The 14,746-nt window shown below is 39.1% G+C and carries 19 protein-coding genes; 2 read left to right on the forward strand and 17 right to left on the reverse strand.

What is annotated here, in order from left to right; translation table 11 throughout:
* Window positions 1-26: 26 nt before the first annotated feature.
* From atpC to AC22L0_RS22615, 17 genes are all read right to left on the reverse strand, one after another.
* Entirely contained in the window at window positions 27-428 is a 402-nt protein-coding gene (gene atpC / locus AC22L0_RS22535) for a F0F1 ATP synthase subunit epsilon (protein WP_000847211.1), read from the reverse strand.
* 20 nt (window positions 429-448) lie between these two features.
* Complete coding sequence (gene atpD, locus AC22L0_RS22540) at window positions 449-1,855, reverse strand: F0F1 ATP synthase subunit beta (RefSeq protein ID WP_001032593.1); 1,407 nt, start codon at window positions 1,853-1,855, stop codon at window positions 449-451.
* 241 nt (window positions 1,856-2,096) lie between these two features.
* Window positions 2,097-2,957, reverse strand: coding sequence for a F0F1 ATP synthase subunit gamma (gene atpG / locus AC22L0_RS22545; RefSeq protein ID WP_000157696.1), 861 nt, complete (start codon window positions 2,955-2,957; stop codon window positions 2,097-2,099).
* A 290-nt stretch (window positions 2,958-3,247) separates the two neighbouring features.
* Window positions 3,248-4,756 carry a F0F1 ATP synthase subunit alpha gene (gene atpA / locus AC22L0_RS22550; protein ID WP_000027518.1) on the reverse strand — a complete coding sequence of 503 codons (1,509 nt, stop codon included), beginning with the start codon at window positions 4,754-4,756 and terminating at the stop codon, window positions 3,248-3,250.
* An 11-nt stretch (window positions 4,757-4,767) separates the two neighbouring features.
* Window positions 4,768-5,310, reverse strand: coding sequence for a F0F1 ATP synthase subunit delta (gene atpH / locus AC22L0_RS22555; RefSeq protein ID WP_000064683.1), 543 nt, complete (start codon window positions 5,308-5,310; stop codon window positions 4,768-4,770).
* A complete protein-coding gene (gene atpF / locus AC22L0_RS22560; protein ID WP_001142618.1) occupies window positions 5,307-5,813 on the reverse strand; it encodes a F0F1 ATP synthase subunit B in 507 nt (168 codons plus the stop codon). Before atpF ends, atpH begins: the two co-directional genes overlap by 4 nt.
* A gap of 129 nt (window positions 5,814-5,942) precedes the next feature.
* The gene (atpE, locus tag AC22L0_RS22565; RefSeq protein WP_000052064.1) at window positions 5,943-6,161 is read right to left on the reverse strand and encodes a F0F1 ATP synthase subunit C; all 219 of its coding nucleotides are present in this window, start codon (window positions 6,159-6,161) and stop codon (window positions 5,943-5,945) included.
* A gap of 56 nt (window positions 6,162-6,217) precedes the next feature.
* Window positions 6,218-6,937 (reverse strand): F0F1 ATP synthase subunit A, encoded by a 720-nt coding sequence (atpB, locus tag AC22L0_RS22570; RefSeq protein WP_000399871.1) that lies wholly within the window; start codon window positions 6,935-6,937, stop codon window positions 6,218-6,220.
* 7 nt (window positions 6,938-6,944) lie between these two features.
* Window positions 6,945-7,337 carry an ATP synthase subunit I gene (locus tag AC22L0_RS22575; protein WP_000567600.1) on the reverse strand — a complete coding sequence of 131 codons (393 nt, stop codon included), beginning with the start codon at window positions 7,335-7,337 and terminating at the stop codon, window positions 6,945-6,947.
* On the reverse strand, window positions 7,337-7,561 hold the full coding sequence (locus AC22L0_RS22580) for an AtpZ/AtpI family protein (protein WP_001171223.1): 225 nt from the start codon (window positions 7,559-7,561) through the stop codon (window positions 7,337-7,339). The genes AC22L0_RS22575 and AC22L0_RS22580 overlap by 1 nt, the downstream gene beginning before the upstream one ends.
* A gap of 26 nt (window positions 7,562-7,587) precedes the next feature.
* Window positions 7,588-7,701, reverse strand: a complete 114-nt coding sequence (locus tag AC22L0_RS22585; protein ID WP_000232962.1) for a DUF4024 domain-containing protein — start codon at window positions 7,699-7,701, stop codon at window positions 7,588-7,590.
* A 379-nt stretch (window positions 7,702-8,080) separates the two neighbouring features.
* Entirely contained in the window at window positions 8,081-8,710 is a 630-nt protein-coding gene (gene upp, locus AC22L0_RS22590; RefSeq protein WP_000517539.1) for a uracil phosphoribosyltransferase, read from the reverse strand.
* A 272-nt stretch (window positions 8,711-8,982) separates the two neighbouring features.
* The gene (gene glyA / locus AC22L0_RS22595; RefSeq protein ID WP_139894710.1) at window positions 8,983-10,224 is read right to left on the reverse strand and encodes a serine hydroxymethyltransferase; all 1,242 of its coding nucleotides are present in this window, start codon (window positions 10,222-10,224) and stop codon (window positions 8,983-8,985) included.
* 253 nt (window positions 10,225-10,477) lie between these two features.
* Complete coding sequence (locus tag AC22L0_RS22600; RefSeq protein ID WP_000136375.1) at window positions 10,478-11,050, reverse strand: TIGR01440 family protein; 573 nt, start codon at window positions 11,048-11,050, stop codon at window positions 10,478-10,480.
* A gap of 66 nt (window positions 11,051-11,116) precedes the next feature.
* Window positions 11,117-11,560 carry a ribose 5-phosphate isomerase B gene (gene rpiB / locus AC22L0_RS22605; protein ID WP_000869542.1) on the reverse strand — a complete coding sequence of 148 codons (444 nt, stop codon included), beginning with the start codon at window positions 11,558-11,560 and terminating at the stop codon, window positions 11,117-11,119.
* A 97-nt stretch (window positions 11,561-11,657) separates the two neighbouring features.
* Complete coding sequence (locus tag AC22L0_RS22610) at window positions 11,658-12,098, reverse strand: low molecular weight protein arginine phosphatase (protein WP_000832368.1); 441 nt, start codon at window positions 12,096-12,098, stop codon at window positions 11,658-11,660.
* A 242-nt stretch (window positions 12,099-12,340) separates the two neighbouring features.
* Window positions 12,341-12,838, reverse strand: coding sequence for a PTS sugar transporter subunit IIA (locus tag AC22L0_RS22615; protein WP_000473665.1), 498 nt, complete (start codon window positions 12,836-12,838; stop codon window positions 12,341-12,343).
* A 387-nt stretch (window positions 12,839-13,225) separates the two neighbouring features.
* Between AC22L0_RS22615 and AC22L0_RS22620 the strand changes: the two genes are divergently transcribed.
* Both AC22L0_RS22620 and AC22L0_RS22625 read left to right on the forward strand, forming a co-directional pair.
* Window positions 13,226-13,612, forward strand: coding sequence for a DoxX family protein (locus tag AC22L0_RS22620; RefSeq protein ID WP_000968616.1), 387 nt, complete (start codon window positions 13,226-13,228; stop codon window positions 13,610-13,612).
* Between the two features lie 159 nt (window positions 13,613-13,771).
* The gene (locus AC22L0_RS22625; protein ID WP_000949054.1) at window positions 13,772-14,383 is read left to right on the forward strand and encodes a flavin reductase family protein; all 612 of its coding nucleotides are present in this window, start codon (window positions 13,772-13,774) and stop codon (window positions 14,381-14,383) included.
* Window positions 14,384-14,746: the final 363 nt, after the last annotated feature.

The raw sequence follows: 14,746 nt of genomic DNA on the forward strand, positions 1-14,746 counted from the left end.
TAAAGGCAAAGCCCTTACGGATTTTTTCACTTCATATCGGAAACGTTTAAACGGTTCACGGCACGTTGTAATGCCATTTCTGCACGTTTAAAGTCAACATGTGCTTGTTTATCTTGCAGACGTTGCTCAGCGCGACGCTTCGCTTCATTTGCGCGATGGATATCGATATGGTTTGCTTCTTCAGCAGATGATGATAATACAGTCACTTTATCTGGACGAACTTCGATAAAGCCACCGCTTACTGCTACATAATCAGTGTGTCCACCATTTTTCAGACGAACTGCACTAATTTTTAATGGTGCAACAGTTGGAATGTGACCTGGTAAGATCCCCATTTCCCCACTCTCTGCTTTTACACTTACCATTTCTACTTCTTTTTCGTAAACCGGTCCATCAGGAGTTACAATACTGACTGGAAATGTCTTCATACTTCGTCCCTCCTAAGGCCTTACGCCATCATTTTCTTCGCGTTTTCAATAACTTCTTCAATGCCACCTACTAAGCGGAATGCATCTTCTGGAAGGTCATCATATTTTCCTTCTAGAATTTCTTTGAAACCACTAACTGTATTCTTTACAGGTACGTAAGAACCTTTTTGACCTGTAAACTGCTCAGCTACGTGGAAGTTTTGAGATAAGAAGAATTGAATACGACGAGCACGATGTACAACTAACTTATCTTCTTCAGATAACTCATCCATACCTAAGATAGCGATGATATCTTGAAGCTCTTTATAACGTTGTAAAGTTTGCTGTACTTGACGAGCTACTTCATAATGTTCTTCTCCTACGATTTCTGGAGAAAGTGCACGAGATGTAGATGCTAATGGATCTACGGCTGGGTAAATACCCATTTGCGTTAAACGACGCTCTAAGTTTGTTGTTGCATCTAAGTGAGCGAACGTTGTAGCTGGTGCTGGGTCAGTATAGTCATCGGCTGGTACATATACCGCTTGGATAGACGTGATAGACCCTTTATTTGTAGATGTAATACGCTCTTGTAATTGACCCATTTCTGTTGCAAGTGTTGGTTGGTAACCTACCGCAGATGGCATACGACCAAGAAGGGCAGATACTTCAGAACCCGCTTGCGTGAAACGGAAGATGTTATCGATGAACAGAAGTACGTCTTGTCCTTGCTCATCACGGAAATGCTCAGCCATTGTTAAACCTGTTAATGCAACACGTTGACGTGCTCCAGGTGGCTCGTTCATTTGTCCGAATACCATCGCAGTTTTCTTGATTACGCCAGAATCGCTCATTTCGTGGTATAAGTCATTACCCTCACGAGTACGCTCACCTACACCAGCGAATACAGAGATACCACCGTGCTCTTGTGCGATGTTGTTAATTAATTCCTGAATTAATACTGTTTTACCTACGCCGGCACCACCGAATAGGCCGATCTTACCACCCTTAATGTAAGGAGCAAGTAAGTCTACTACTTTAATACCAGTTTCAAGAATTTCTACTTTAGTAGATAATTCTTCGAATGCAGGTGCTTGACGGTGAATTGGATCACGATGTACATCTGCAGGAACCTCACCATCTAAGTCAATTGCATCACCTAATACGTTAAATACGCGACCAAGTGTTACATCACCAACTGGTACAGAGATTGGTTTACCAGTATCTTCTACTTCTGTGCCACGAACAAGTCCATCTGTGGAAGACATCGCAACTGTACGAACTGTATCATCACCTAAATGAAGTGCAACTTCAAATGTTAAGTTAATACTTCCGTTTTCGTTGCTTTGTTTTACCGTAAGGGCGTTGTAGATTTCTGGTAGCTTTCCGCCATCAAACTTAACGTCTACAACCGGACCCATGATTTGCGTAACGCGCCCTTTATTCATCGGGTTCCCTCCTAGCTTTCTTTTAATTAGCCAACTTTCTACGAGCAGCTAGCTTTTAATTTTTTATTGGTTTATAGCTTACGCGACTCTTTTGACAGAGCCGCTTCCGCTTTTTATTGAATCTAGCTCCAGCGGTTAGAATGTTCGGTGGCTTCGCTTTTTCCTACGAGGCACAAATCGCCTCTACGTCAAAAGCTCCATCCCCCTCTCATTCTGAACGAACCGCTTCCGCCTTTTAATACTATTCTAACGCTGCTGCTCCACCAACGATTTCCGTAATTTCTTGCGTAATCGCTGCCTGACGCGCACGGTTGAATGAAAGTGTAAGTGAATCGATAACTTCCATTGCGTTGTCTGTAGCACTCTTCATTGCTGTCATACGCGCTGCGTGTTCACTTGCTTTACCGTCTAGTAATGCACCGTACACTAAGCTTTCTGCGTATTGTGGCAATAGTACTTTTAAAATTTCTTCTTCAGAAGGTTCGAATTCATAAGCTGTCGTCGGTTTGTCAGACGCCACATCAGTAAGCGGTAAAATTTTATTTTCCGTTACCTCTTGTGAAATTTTACTTACGTAATGGTTGTAGTAGATGTACAGCTCATCATAAGCACCATCTGCGAACATCGCAATTGCTCGAGAAGCAAGGTCTTTAATATCAGTAAATGATGGGTGGTCAGATAATCCAACTACTTCATCAATAATGTTAAAGCCGCGACGTTTTAAATAATCACGTCCTAGTCGTCCAAGCACAATAATAGAATATTGGTTTGAATCCATATTATGACGTTCACGAATTACGTTACTTACTGTACGTAATACGTTACTGTTATAACCACCTGCTAGTCCGCGATCAGACGTAATAACGATGTATCCTGTACGCTTTACAGGACGCGCATTTAGCATTGGATGATTAATCCCTTTGCTTCCTTGCGCAATGCTCGCTACTACTTCTTGAATCTTTTCCATATACGGAACGAAAGATTTAGCATTTTGCTCTGCACGGTTTAACTTAGATGCAGATACCATCTCCATCGCTTTCGTAATTTGACTCGTTTTCTTTGTCGAGTTAATCTTCGCTTTTATATCGCGTAAAGATGCCACAGGTTTTCACCACCTTTTTTCCGGAAGTTGGCACGATTAGTAAGAATCCTCTTCCTAATCTACGTTGCAAGATATTCTTGCTCATGATTGAAGGAAAAGAATAGGTGCACCTACTCTTTTCCTTTACATGACCTTTAGCAATCTCAGAGCCCGAGATGCCTTTTATATATACTATCTAGCTCCAGCGGCTTGAATGCTCGGTGGCTTCACTTCTTCCTACGAGGCAAACACCGCCTCTTCGTCAGAAGCTCCATCCCCCTCACATTCAGAACGAGCCGCTTCCGCTTTTATTATTCAGAAGCTACAAATACTTTTTTAAATCCATTGATTGCTGCTGCAAATTTGTCGTCATCCGCAAGTTTCTTAGTTGTGCGGATTTCTTCTAATAAGTCAGTCGCATTAGAATCTAACCAAGCATGGAATTCTTCTTCAAAACGAGTGATATCTACTACTGGGATATCATCTAGGAATCCACGTGTTAAAGCGTAAAGAATGATAACTTGTTTCTCTACACGTAATGGTTTGTGTAATCCTTGTTTTAATACCTCAACAGTACGAGCACCACGGTTTAATTTCGCTTGAGTTGCTTTATCAAGGTCAGAACCGAACTGAGCGAACGCTTCTAACTCACGGTAAGATGCAAGGTCAAGACGAAGTGTACCTGATACTTTACTCATTGCTTTAATCTGAGCAGATCCACCTACACGAGATACAGAAGTACCCGCATCGATCGCTGGACGTACGCCAGAGAAGAATAGGTCAGATTGTAAGAAGATTTGTCCATCCGTAATAGAAATTACGTTTGTTGGGATGTATGCTGATACGTCCCCTGCTTGTGTTTCGATGAAAGGTAGTGCAGTTAAAGAACCGCCGCCTTTTGCATCACTTAATTTTGCTGCACGCTCTAATAAGCGAGAATGTAAGTAGAATACATCCCCTGGGTAAGCTTCACGACCTGGAGGACGACGTAATAGTAATGACAGCTCACGGTAAGCCGCTGCTTGTTTTGATAAGTCATCATATACTACTAATACGTGTTTACCATTGTACATGAACTCTTCACCCATTGTTACACCAGCGTAAGGAGCTAGGTATAATAATGGAGCTGGTTGAGAAGCAGATGCAGTTACAACGATTGTGTACTCTAATGCACCGTGCTTACGTAGTGTTTCTACTACGTTACGTACAGTTGATTCTTTTTGTCCAATTGCTACGTAGATACAAATCATGTCTTCATCTTTTTGGTTAATGATTGTATCAAGTGCAACTGCTGTTTTACCAGTTTGACGGTCACCAATGATTAACTCACGTTGACCACGGCCAATTGGTACAAGAGCATCGATCGCTTTAATACCTGTTTGAAGTGGCTCATGAACAGATTTACGATCCATTACACCTGGTGCTGGACTTTCGATTGGACGAGTGTTTGTTGTATTGATTGGGCCTAAACCATCAACTGGTTGACCTAATGGGTTTACAACACGACCAATTAGTTCTTTTCCTACCGGTACTTGCATGATGCGACCAGTACGACGAACTTCGTCACCTTCACGAATTTCTGTGTAAGGTCCTAAAATGATAATACCTACGTTGTTTTCCTCTAAGTTTTGTGCTAGTCCCATAACGCCGTTAGAGAACTCTACAAGTTCACCAGCCATAACGTTATCAAGACCATGAGCACGCGCGATACCGTCACCAACTTGGATAACTGTACCAACATCACTAACTTCGATTTCAGACTGATAGTTCTCGATTTGTTGCTTTATCAGTGCGCTAATTTCTTCAGCTCTGATGCTCATGTGCTTCACCCCTATCTATTCTTCATTAATTCACGCTGAATACGTGCTAATTTTCCTTGTAAACTTCCGTCATAAATGCGATTTCCAATACGTACTTTAATTCCGCCTAGTAAATCTTCATCTACAACATTTTTCACGCGAATTGCATCTTTTCCCGTTCTCTTTGCAAATGCTTCAGCAATGTTAAGCTTCTCTTCTTCTGATAGAAGACGAGTAGAATATACAGTTGCGTCCGCTACGTTACGTTCTTCATTAGCAAGAACAACATATTCATCTGCAATTTCAGGTAAGATATCAATGCGTTTGTTATCAATTAAAATATATAACGTATTTAAAATAGATTCAGAAACAGATCCGAATACGTTTGCAAGAAACGTTTTCTTTTGTTCCTTTGAAATGTTCGGTTGCGTTAAAAAGCTATGTAGTTCTCCGTTCTTTACATAAACGTTTTGTACAAGGCGTAATTCCTCTTCAAACATTTCTAATACGTGTTTTTCTTTAGCAATTTTAAAAAGAGCGACAGCATAACGTTTTGCTACAATCCCATTGCTCATCGCGCTTCTCCTACTTCTTTAATATAATCGCGAATTAACTTCACTTGATCTTCTTCTTTTAATTCTTTTTCAATTACTTTAGAAGCAATTTGAACAGATAAAGAAGCAACTTGTTCTTGTAAAGCAGCAATTGCTTGCTCTTTTTCGCGTTGAATTTCTTGTACAGCAGATGCTTTAATTGATTCTGCTTCTTCTTTCGCAGCAGCAACAATAACATCTTTTTGATCTACAGCTTGCTTTTTCGCTCTTTCGATTAACTCTTGTGCTTCAACACGTGATTGTTTTAACATTTCACGTTGTTCTTCTACTAATTTCTTCGCCTCAGCATTACTTCTTTCTGCAGCGTCGATTTCATTAGTAACATGCTCTTCACGTTCTTTCATAATTCCCATTAAAGGACCCCACGCAAATTTGCGTAGCATTACTAATAGAAGTAAGAAAATGAACAATGTATAAGCAATCGTTCCAAATGGAATGGCAGCACCTAATAATAAAGTTGGCACAAGGATTCACTCCCTTCAAAATATCTAAATTGATCATATGAAAAAAAAAGACATACGTTTCATTCATAAAGCAATGGCGAAGAAAGTTCGGAAAAACACTCTTCGCCATCTATGTAAGGGGAGTCTCCCTTATTTGTTCATTACGATGAATGCAATAACTACACCGATGATTGGAAGTGCCTCAACTAAAGCAACCCCGATGAACATAATTGTTTGAAGTGCGCCTTTTAATTCTGGTTGACGAGCAACACCTTCGATTGTACGTGATACGATAAGACCGTTACCAATACCTGCACCTAATGCTGATAAACCAATTGCAATTGCAGCTGCGATTACACCTAAACTCATTTAATTTGTCCTCCTTTGTATTATAAAAAAATAAATTTTTTCTTACTTAAATTATATTAATGGTCATGGCTTACTTTATGAGCCATATAAACCATCGTTAACATAACGAAAATAAATGCTTGGATTGATCCAACGAATACACTGAATCCCATCCATGCTAACATTGGTACAAGCGCACCTAATGCCCCAAGGACTGATGCTCCGCCCAACTTAGCAAGTAATCCTAACAAGATCTCACCTGCATAAATGTTACCAAATAAACGAAGACCTAACGTTAATGTGTTAGCAAACTCCTCAATAACCTTTAATGGGAATAAGAATTTCATAGGTTGGAAATAACCTTTTACGTACTCTTTCGTACCCTTCATCTTAATTCCATAATAATGGGTGAGGGTAACTACCATCACGGCTAATGTTAATGTAACTGCTGGATCAGACGTTGGTGATCTCCACCATGCAATATGTTCGCCAGCTTCAGTTGCTGAATACATGAATGGTAAACCAAGGAAGTTCGATACGATGATAAACATGATAAGCGTAACGCCAAGCGTTAAGAAACGTCCACCTGTTTTCCAGTCCATCGTACTATTGATAATCCCTTTCACGAAGTCAAACACCCATTCCATGAAGTTTTGCATTCCGGTTGGGCGAAGAGCTAAGCTGCGAGTTCCAATAACAGCGATTAAGAAAACAATAACTGCTGCTACAGTAACCATCATAACTGATGACAAATCGAACGTTAAACCTAGAAATTCAACTAATTTACCGTGTTCCACTAGTAATTCACCTCTCTTCCCTGCTCTTATACTCTAAATAAAGAAAATCTATGATCATGACAAGGTATCCTGTCAGCAATCCTACACCTAGGCCCCACATCGCGATTAACTCTTGATATTTGGCTGCAAATAAAATTAATAACCCAATCGTGGCGAATCTTGAATATGTACTTACCGCTGTTGCCTTGAACTTCACGTTTTCTCCATTTGTTACGCGATCTAGCAGCTTGTCTGTTCTACGTGCAATGATGCGCAAACTAAGAAAACTGAAAATCGTCCCGATAATCAGTCCAAGAAATACATCCTTGTAAGAGGTAAATCCCCATCCTAGCACTAGAAGCGCAAGCAAGTAGTACATATATTTCTTTTGTCTTTGGACAAGTCCATGTACGTCTATCATCATTGCTCTCCCGAATAGTAATGTCGAATGAGTCGAATCATTGCGTATACCCCTGTTCCTAGTCCGAGTAATAACCCTATAATAAGAAACAACGGAAACGTTCCAACCTTATTATCAATCCACTGCCCACCAAAGATTCCAACAAGAATAGAACCGACTAATTGAGCAAGAATACCTGACATTAAAGCATAAGCTTTTATATGGCTGCGATCGTTTTTTTGCAAGGATTCATCCCTCCAATATGTAACCCTCATTCACGATGTGTTAATAATAACTCATTTTTTTGCATAAATCCTATACAAAACAAAAAGTTTACATTTTCGTCACGGAATAGATGTAATTTTGTCACTGAAAGCCCTACCATCTATCCCCGTTGTTAGCATACAATAGGGTATTAACAGTGTCAACGAGAAATCGTAAAAAATCTAAAAATTTGAGTATTAGGCATTTCCTCCCAAAAATGAAAACGTTCCCCTTCTAAATACTGGTTACATATATGCAATTTCTAACAGTTTTCTCTTTATAATAGAAGGAAATGTTCACAAGTTTGTCACTATTATATTTTCGAGATATAACGCTTTTCTTCCATAATATAGTGTTCCTCAGACGTAAGACTTCTATATTATATGTGAGGTGTATGCAACTTATGTTGTATATACGATGTATATTTATCCTCTCCCCCTCCCCTACTTGCTTACAACAAAAAAGACGAGCTGGGGAATCTCCCCTGCTCGTCAGTTGTCTTACTTCGTTCCGAATAAACGGTCACCAGCATCACCAAGACCTGGTACTACATATCCGTGGTCATTTAATTTCTCATCTAATGCTGCTACATAAATATCAACATCAGGATGTTCTTCTTGTACTACTTTTACCCCTTCTGGAGCTGCAACGATACACATTAATTTAATTTGTTTCGCACCGCGCTTTTTCAGAGAGTTAATTGCTTCAGCCGCAGAACCACCTGTTGCTAGCATCGGATCTAGTACGATAAAGTCACGCTCTTCTACATCCGTTGGAAGTTTCACATAGTATTCTACCGGTTGCAATGTTTTAGGGTCACGGTATAAACCAACGTGTCCTACTTTTGCTGCTGGAATTAATTTCAGAATTCCATCAACCATTCCTAAACCTGCACGTAAAATCGGAATTAAACCAAGTTTTTTACCAGCGATCACTTTTGTTGTCGCTTTGCTTACAGGTGTTTCAATTTCAATGTCCTTAAGTGGAAGGTCGCGAGTAATTTCGAAAGCCATTAAACTTGCTACTTCGTCCACTAATTCACGAAAATCTTTCGTACCTGTATTCTTATCGCGAATATATGTAATCTTATGTTGAATTAACGGGTGATCAAATACATACAGTTTTCCCATGTGAATCTCTCCTTTAGATGATATTCATGCGTTTGCACGCTTTTTTACACTATTTACGATTGTAAAGAAAACGCTACTAATATTCAAGGGCAAATTTGGCAAAATCATGATTTTACGATGAATCTATCTAGTATCTTTACCAATTATGGGAGCTGTATCCTTCATTATATCGCCAAAATTTATTCATCATTTGTATACATACTTTAAAAATAATATATGTCCACAAAAAAGACCGCCAAAACAATTAAGTCTCGGCAGTCTTCTTCAATCTATTATAGATTTGGATACATTGTGAATTTGCTAGTTAACGCTTCTACACGCTTACGTACTTCTTCTAATGCAACTTCATTTTCATGATTTTTTAATGTATAAGCAATAAGTGACGCAATTTCATCCATTTCTTCTAAACCGAAACCACGAGATGTTACAGCTGCTGTACCGATACGTACACCACTTGTTACAAATGGGCTTGCTGTTTCAAATGGAATTGTATTTTTGTTCACTGTAATACCAACTTCATCTAATACGTGCTCTGCTACTTTACCTGTGATTTCTAAGTTACGAACATCAATCAAGATTAAGTGATTGTCTGTTCCGCCAGAAACAAGTGTAAGTCCTTCTTTTTGAAGACCTTCAGTTAAGCGGTTCGCATTGTTAATGATATTTTGTGCATATGTTTTGAAATCATCTTGAAGTGCTTCACCAAATGCAACAGCTTTTGCAGCGATTACGTGCATAAGTGGACCACCTTGAATACCAGGGAAGATTGATTTATCAATTTGTTTTGCAAATTGCTCTTCACATAAAATCATACCACCACGCGGACCACGTAACGTTTTATGTGTTGTCGTTGTAACGAAATGTGCATGTGGTACTGGATTTGGGTGTAAACCAGCAGCTACTAAACCAGCGATATGTGCCATATCAACCATTAAATAAGCGCCCACTTCATCTGCAATCTCACGGAATCGCTTGAAATCGATAACACGAGGGTATGCACTTGCACCTGCAACGATTAATTTTGGTTTATGTTCTTTCGCTTTTGCTAATACATCATCGTAATTAATACGGTGAGAGTCAGCATCCACGCCATATTCTACGAAATTATATTGTACTCCACTGAAGTTAACAGGGCTTCCGTGTGTTAAGTGACCACCATGAGATAAGTTCATACCAAGTACTGTATCGCCTTGCTCTAAAATCGTAAAGTATACTGCCATGTTCGCTTGTGCACCAGAGTGTGGTTGAACATTTACGTGCTCTGCGCCGAAAATTTCTTTCACGCGATCACGTGCGATATCTTCTACTACGTCTACGTGTTCACAGCCACCATAGTAACGTTTTCCAGGATATCCTTCAGCATACTTATTCGTTAAAACAGAACCTTGTGCCTCCATTACTGCTTCACTTACGAAGTTTTCCGAAGCAATTAACTCAATCTTTGAACGCTGTCTTCCTAGTTCTGCCTCAATTGCAGCAAATACCTTTTCATCTTGACGTTTTAAATGATCCACCAAAATCCCCCTTTTCTGAACGAATTACATCGATTCCCAACAGTTTTTTCTTATTTATTCAGAAAAAACGAAAATTCAGGTTGTAATTCTTTCGAACCTTCATGTTTTCAACTACATTCTAACATGACTTTCTATATCATAAAAGAAAAAAAAGACCGAAAATCGGTCTTTTCTTTCTTCTATTATAAAGTCAGACAACATACCTTTTATCTTATGATAAACAGTTACTATATGACTTCCTAATTTCTCATATTTAACGGCAAGTGATAGTCTCTTCCACTGCCGCATAGACAGCACGCGCTCCACCAATTAGTTTTCCACGTGTTTTGGCCATCGTTACATGCGCACTTCCAATTGCCTTCACACTTGTACGAACCGGAACAGCTACATGCTTTAAATGCATACCGATAAATGTATCACCAATATCCATTCCTGCATCAGCTTTAATAAACTCAACTACTACCGGATCTTTCAAATTGTGATACGCGTATGTCCCCAATGCACCACCTGCTGATCTAACAGGCGTAACTGTTACAATTTCAAATTGATATTTTATCGCTACTTCTCTCTCAACTACTAAAGCACGGTTTAAATGCTCACAACATTGAAACGCTAATTCAATACCTGTTTGCTCTTGAAATTGTTTTAACTCAGAGAAAATCGCCTCTGCTACTTCCATCGTTCCTGATGTTCCAATTCTTTCGCCTAGCACTTCGCTCGTGCTACAACCCACTACAAAAATTTGACCGCTTTGTAATGAAGCTTGTTCTTGGAAATCAGAAAGCGACATTTGTAGCTGTTCTCTTACCTTTACGATTTCTGTCATTACGCCTCTTCCTTTCACAGGTTGGTTCACCAAATTATATTTCACACTACTGATAGTTAGAATCTATTACTTTGTTTCGTATGTTTTAATTTTTCCTACGCGGTTTTCGTGACGACCACCTTCATAGTCAGTTGTTAACCAGATTTTCGCGATATCACGCGCTAGACCAGCACCAATTACACGCTCACCCATCGCTAGCATATTAGTGTCATTATGCTCTCTCGTTGCTTTCGCGCTGAAAGTATCATGAACTAACGCACAACGGATACCATTTACTTTGTTTGCTGCGATTGACATACCAATGCCTGTCCCACAAACTAAAATACCACGATCTACTTCACCATTCGCTACCATTTCAGCTGCTGGAAACGCAAAGTCAGGGTAATCAACAGAACCAGCTTCACATTCACAACCTAAATCAATATATTCAATATTTAACTCTTCTAATAAACTTACAAGTTCTTTGCGGATATTCATACCGCCGTGATCAGATGCTATTACTACTTTCATTTTTACCCCTCCAAAGTTTCAATCAATTATCTTCATTTCACACTCGCTACCTCACATAGGAAGAAGTGATCTCCAATATCGTATTATACACGAAACATCAACCTACTGAATGTTTTTTCAGTAAAGTTTGTACAAGTTTTTCCATCTCATCTAACGTTTCTTTATAAATAGAAAGCGAGCCTCCAAATGGATCTGAAATGTCCTTGCCTATACCTTCAGTTAATCCATATAACGTATTTAATTTCTTTTCAACGCTCGGATAATGCCCAAGTACAATTTGCTTATGGTTTTCTGTCATCGTTACGACAATATCAGCCCAATCAAGCAAAGTTTCATTTATTTGCTGCGCCGCATGATCAATTAAAATTCCTTTTTCAGCTAAAGCTTCCTTCGCATGTACCGATGCATCGCTCCCAGGATAGGCGAAAACACCAGCAGATTGCACTTCAAACTTATCTCCTCCGTGATGACGAAGCAACGCCTCAGCCATTGGACTACGACATGTATTGCCAGTACAAACAAATAACACTCGTTTCATTCAAACCCACCCCTATATTCGATTTCTTACCATTCATCATAACTTACATTAGAATAGAACAAAAGAAATGTGAATATACAAAAGGCGCATTTCTCTTATATTTTTTCTAAGAAAAATGCGCCTTATCCACATATATGTGAAACCCTATTTCCAAGTGCCTAGAGTATTTTAACATACATGCTGAACATGCAACAAAAATAAGGAATCCATTTCATACGAAACGGATTCCTCTTATATTGCAATTATTTCATTGTAACTTTCATTACTTCTGTTGAACCTTTTGTAGCTGCTACGCCTACAGTTGTCTTAATAGACTCAGCTGCATCTGTGTTTGTAATAACAATTGGAGTAATTGTGCTTTTCGCTTTTTCACGGATTAATTCTAAGTCGAATGAGATTAATTTATCTCCAGCTTTTACAGCTTGGCCTTCAGAAACGTGAGCTTCGAAACCTTCGCCTTCCATTTTTACAGTTTCTAATCCAACGTGGATTAAAATTTCTGTACCGTTTTTCGCTTTAATTCCGATAGCATGTTTTGTGTGGAATAATTGTACGATTTCACCATCAACTGGAGATACAACTACACCTTCAGTAGGATCGATTGCAACACCGTCACCCATCATACGACCAGCAAATACTGGATCTGGTACTTCTTCAATATTTTTCACTGCTCCAGTTAATGGAGCTACGATTGTTTCTTCATTTGTTTTTGAACCAAGACCGAATAATTTTTTAAACATAGGATAGTCCTCCTTATAATTTACCTAAAAGTTTATAGGGCAATCCCTAGTAAAGCTCGGGATACATGTAAGACTTCATACTTCGAATATTATACTGTAAAAACGCTTTCGAAATAAATTACGTCATTACTAATAGACTCTTATTGTAGCGCTTCACAAAATTCCAGTCAATTCTGATTGTCTGAATAACAATTAGAAGTTAACTTCTATTCATATTTTCTCTTTTTTTGCCCAACTTGTCTAGAGGTCTTTACTACATTTTATTTTTTGTTGTTAATTTGTAAAATTTAATTCAAACTTTTTTCAAAATCCACTTGACTAAAGTAAGTAACTATTTTATTATTACTTACATAAGGTAAGTTAATAACTTTTAGGAGGTTTTTAAAAATGATGGATTTCGGTCTACTTATTATTCGTCTTATTATAGGAATTACATTCATGGGTCATGGCGCTCAAAAATTATTTGGTTGGTTCGGCGGTTACGGTTTAAAAGGAACAGGTGGCTGGATGGAGTCAATCGGTTTACGTCCTGGTGTATTTATGGCATTTATGGCTGGCGCAACTGAATTACTAGGTGGTTTCTTATTTGCATCAGGTATTTTCATTGTAGTTGGTTCATTATTTATCGTTGGAACAATGTTAATGGCTATCTTCACTGTTCACGGAAAAAATGGTTACTGGGTAACACAAAACGGATATGAATATAACTTAATGTTAATCGCTGTCGCTGTTGGTGTAGCTTTAATCGGACCTGGCGCATACGTTTTACTTTAATTTTTATCTCAAATTTGAGATTCTTGAAAAAAGAACTTACTTCATTACAATTGAAGTAAGTTCTTTTTATGAAACAAAATATTATTTCCAGCAGGATTTTCTCATCGTTATCTTGTAAACAAACAATAAGTATTCATATTTAGAAAGGGGATTACAAGCATGTTATCCATTAATCCAAATGAACAAACTGAAAAAGATAATTACAAATTACTTACTGGAAGTATCATCCCTCGTCCTGTCGCATTCGTTACTTCTGTAACAAAAGAAGGCGTACTAAACGGAGCACCATATAGTTATTTCAATATTGTCGCTGCTAATCCACCACTTATCTCAGTATCTGTACAACGAAAAGCCGGAGAAAGAAAGGACACTTCCCGAAACGCAATTGAAAAAGGAGAATTTGTCGTACATATTTCTGACGAATCATATGTAGCAGCAATTAACGAAACAGCAGCTAACCTCCCGCCAAATGAAAGTGAAATTGAACTAGCAAAACTAACACCAATCGAAAGTGAAGTCATCTCTGTTCCAGGTGTAAAAGAAGCAAATATTCGAATGGAATGCGTATTAGAACGTGCAATTCCACTTGGCGGAACGGAAGACTCACCAGCTTGTGATCTACTAATTGGACGCGTCGTTCGTTTCCACGTTGCCGAACATCTATATGAAAAAGGGCGCATTCACGCCGAAGGACTCAAACCAATAAGCCGCCTAGCAGGACACAACTATGCAAAATTAGGAGAACAATTTGAATTGGTTAGGCCAATCTAAAAGCGGAAGCGGCTCGCTCAGAATCGCAGGGCACTTCAAGCTCTCGACCTTGAAGCGCTTTTTGCTTCATGCGAGAGAGCGAAATGACCGGAGATTCTAGCCGCTGAAGCTGGATAATATTTAAAAGTGGAAGTGGCCCGTTTAGCTCTGACCAGCTAAGGTTCTCTCGCACAAAAGGTGCTTTTTACCTTTCGTGCGGGAGGTTCTTAGATGCGAAGAGCTGGCCACTGGAACTGGATAATATCTAAAAGCGGAAGCGGCTCGTTCAGAATCGCAGGACACTTCAAGCTCTCGACCTTGAAGCGCTTTTTGCTTCATGCGAGAGAGCGAAATGACCGGAGATTCTAGCCGCTGGAGCTGGAT

The sequence above is a fragment of the Bacillus sp. LQ01 genome, from assembly GCF_057624735.1.

Excerpts from the sequence above, each read along its gene's own strand:
- atpC (WP_000847211.1), bottom strand. The coding sequence starts at position 428 with ATGAAGACATTTCCAGTCAGTATTGTAACTCCTGATGGACCGGTTTAC.
- atpD (WP_001032593.1), bottom strand. The coding sequence starts at position 1,855 with ATGAATAAAGGGCGCGTTACGCAAATCATGGGTCCGGTTGTAGACGTT.
- atpA (WP_000027518.1), bottom strand. The coding sequence starts at position 4,756 with ATGAGCATCAGAGCTGAAGAAATTAGCGCACTGATAAAGCAACAAATC.
- atpH (WP_000064683.1), bottom strand. The coding sequence starts at position 5,310 with ATGAGCAATGGGATTGTAGCAAAACGTTATGCTGTCGCTCTTTTTAAA.
- atpE (WP_000052064.1), bottom strand. The coding sequence starts at position 6,161 with ATGAGTTTAGGTGTAATCGCAGCTGCAATTGCAATTGGTTTATCAGCA.
- AC22L0_RS22575 (WP_000567600.1), bottom strand. The coding sequence starts at position 7,337 with ATGATAGACGTACATGGACTTGTCCAAAGACAAAAGAAATATATGTAC.
- AC22L0_RS22585 (WP_000232962.1), bottom strand. The coding sequence starts at position 7,701 with ATGGTAGGGCTTTCAGTGACAAAATTACATCTATTCCGTGACGAAAAT.
- upp (WP_000517539.1), bottom strand. The coding sequence starts at position 8,710 with ATGGGAAAACTGTATGTATTTGATCACCCGTTAATTCAACATAAGATT.
- AC22L0_RS22600 (WP_000136375.1), bottom strand. The coding sequence starts at position 11,050 with ATGACAGAAATCGTAAAGGTAAGAGAACAGCTACAAATGTCGCTTTCT.
- rpiB (WP_000869542.1), bottom strand. The coding sequence starts at position 11,560 with ATGAAAGTAGTAATAGCATCTGATCACGGCGGTATGAATATCCGCAAA.
- AC22L0_RS22610 (WP_000832368.1), bottom strand. The coding sequence starts at position 12,098 with ATGAAACGAGTGTTATTTGTTTGTACTGGCAATACATGTCGTAGTCCA.
- AC22L0_RS22615 (WP_000473665.1), bottom strand. The coding sequence starts at position 12,838 with ATGTTTAAAAAATTATTCGGTCTTGGTTCAAAAACAAATGAAGAAACA.
- AC22L0_RS22620 (WP_000968616.1), top strand. The coding sequence starts at position 13,226 with ATGATGGATTTCGGTCTACTTATTATTCGTCTTATTATAGGAATTACA.
- AC22L0_RS22625 (WP_000949054.1), top strand. The coding sequence starts at position 13,772 with ATGTTATCCATTAATCCAAATGAACAAACTGAAAAAGATAATTACAAA.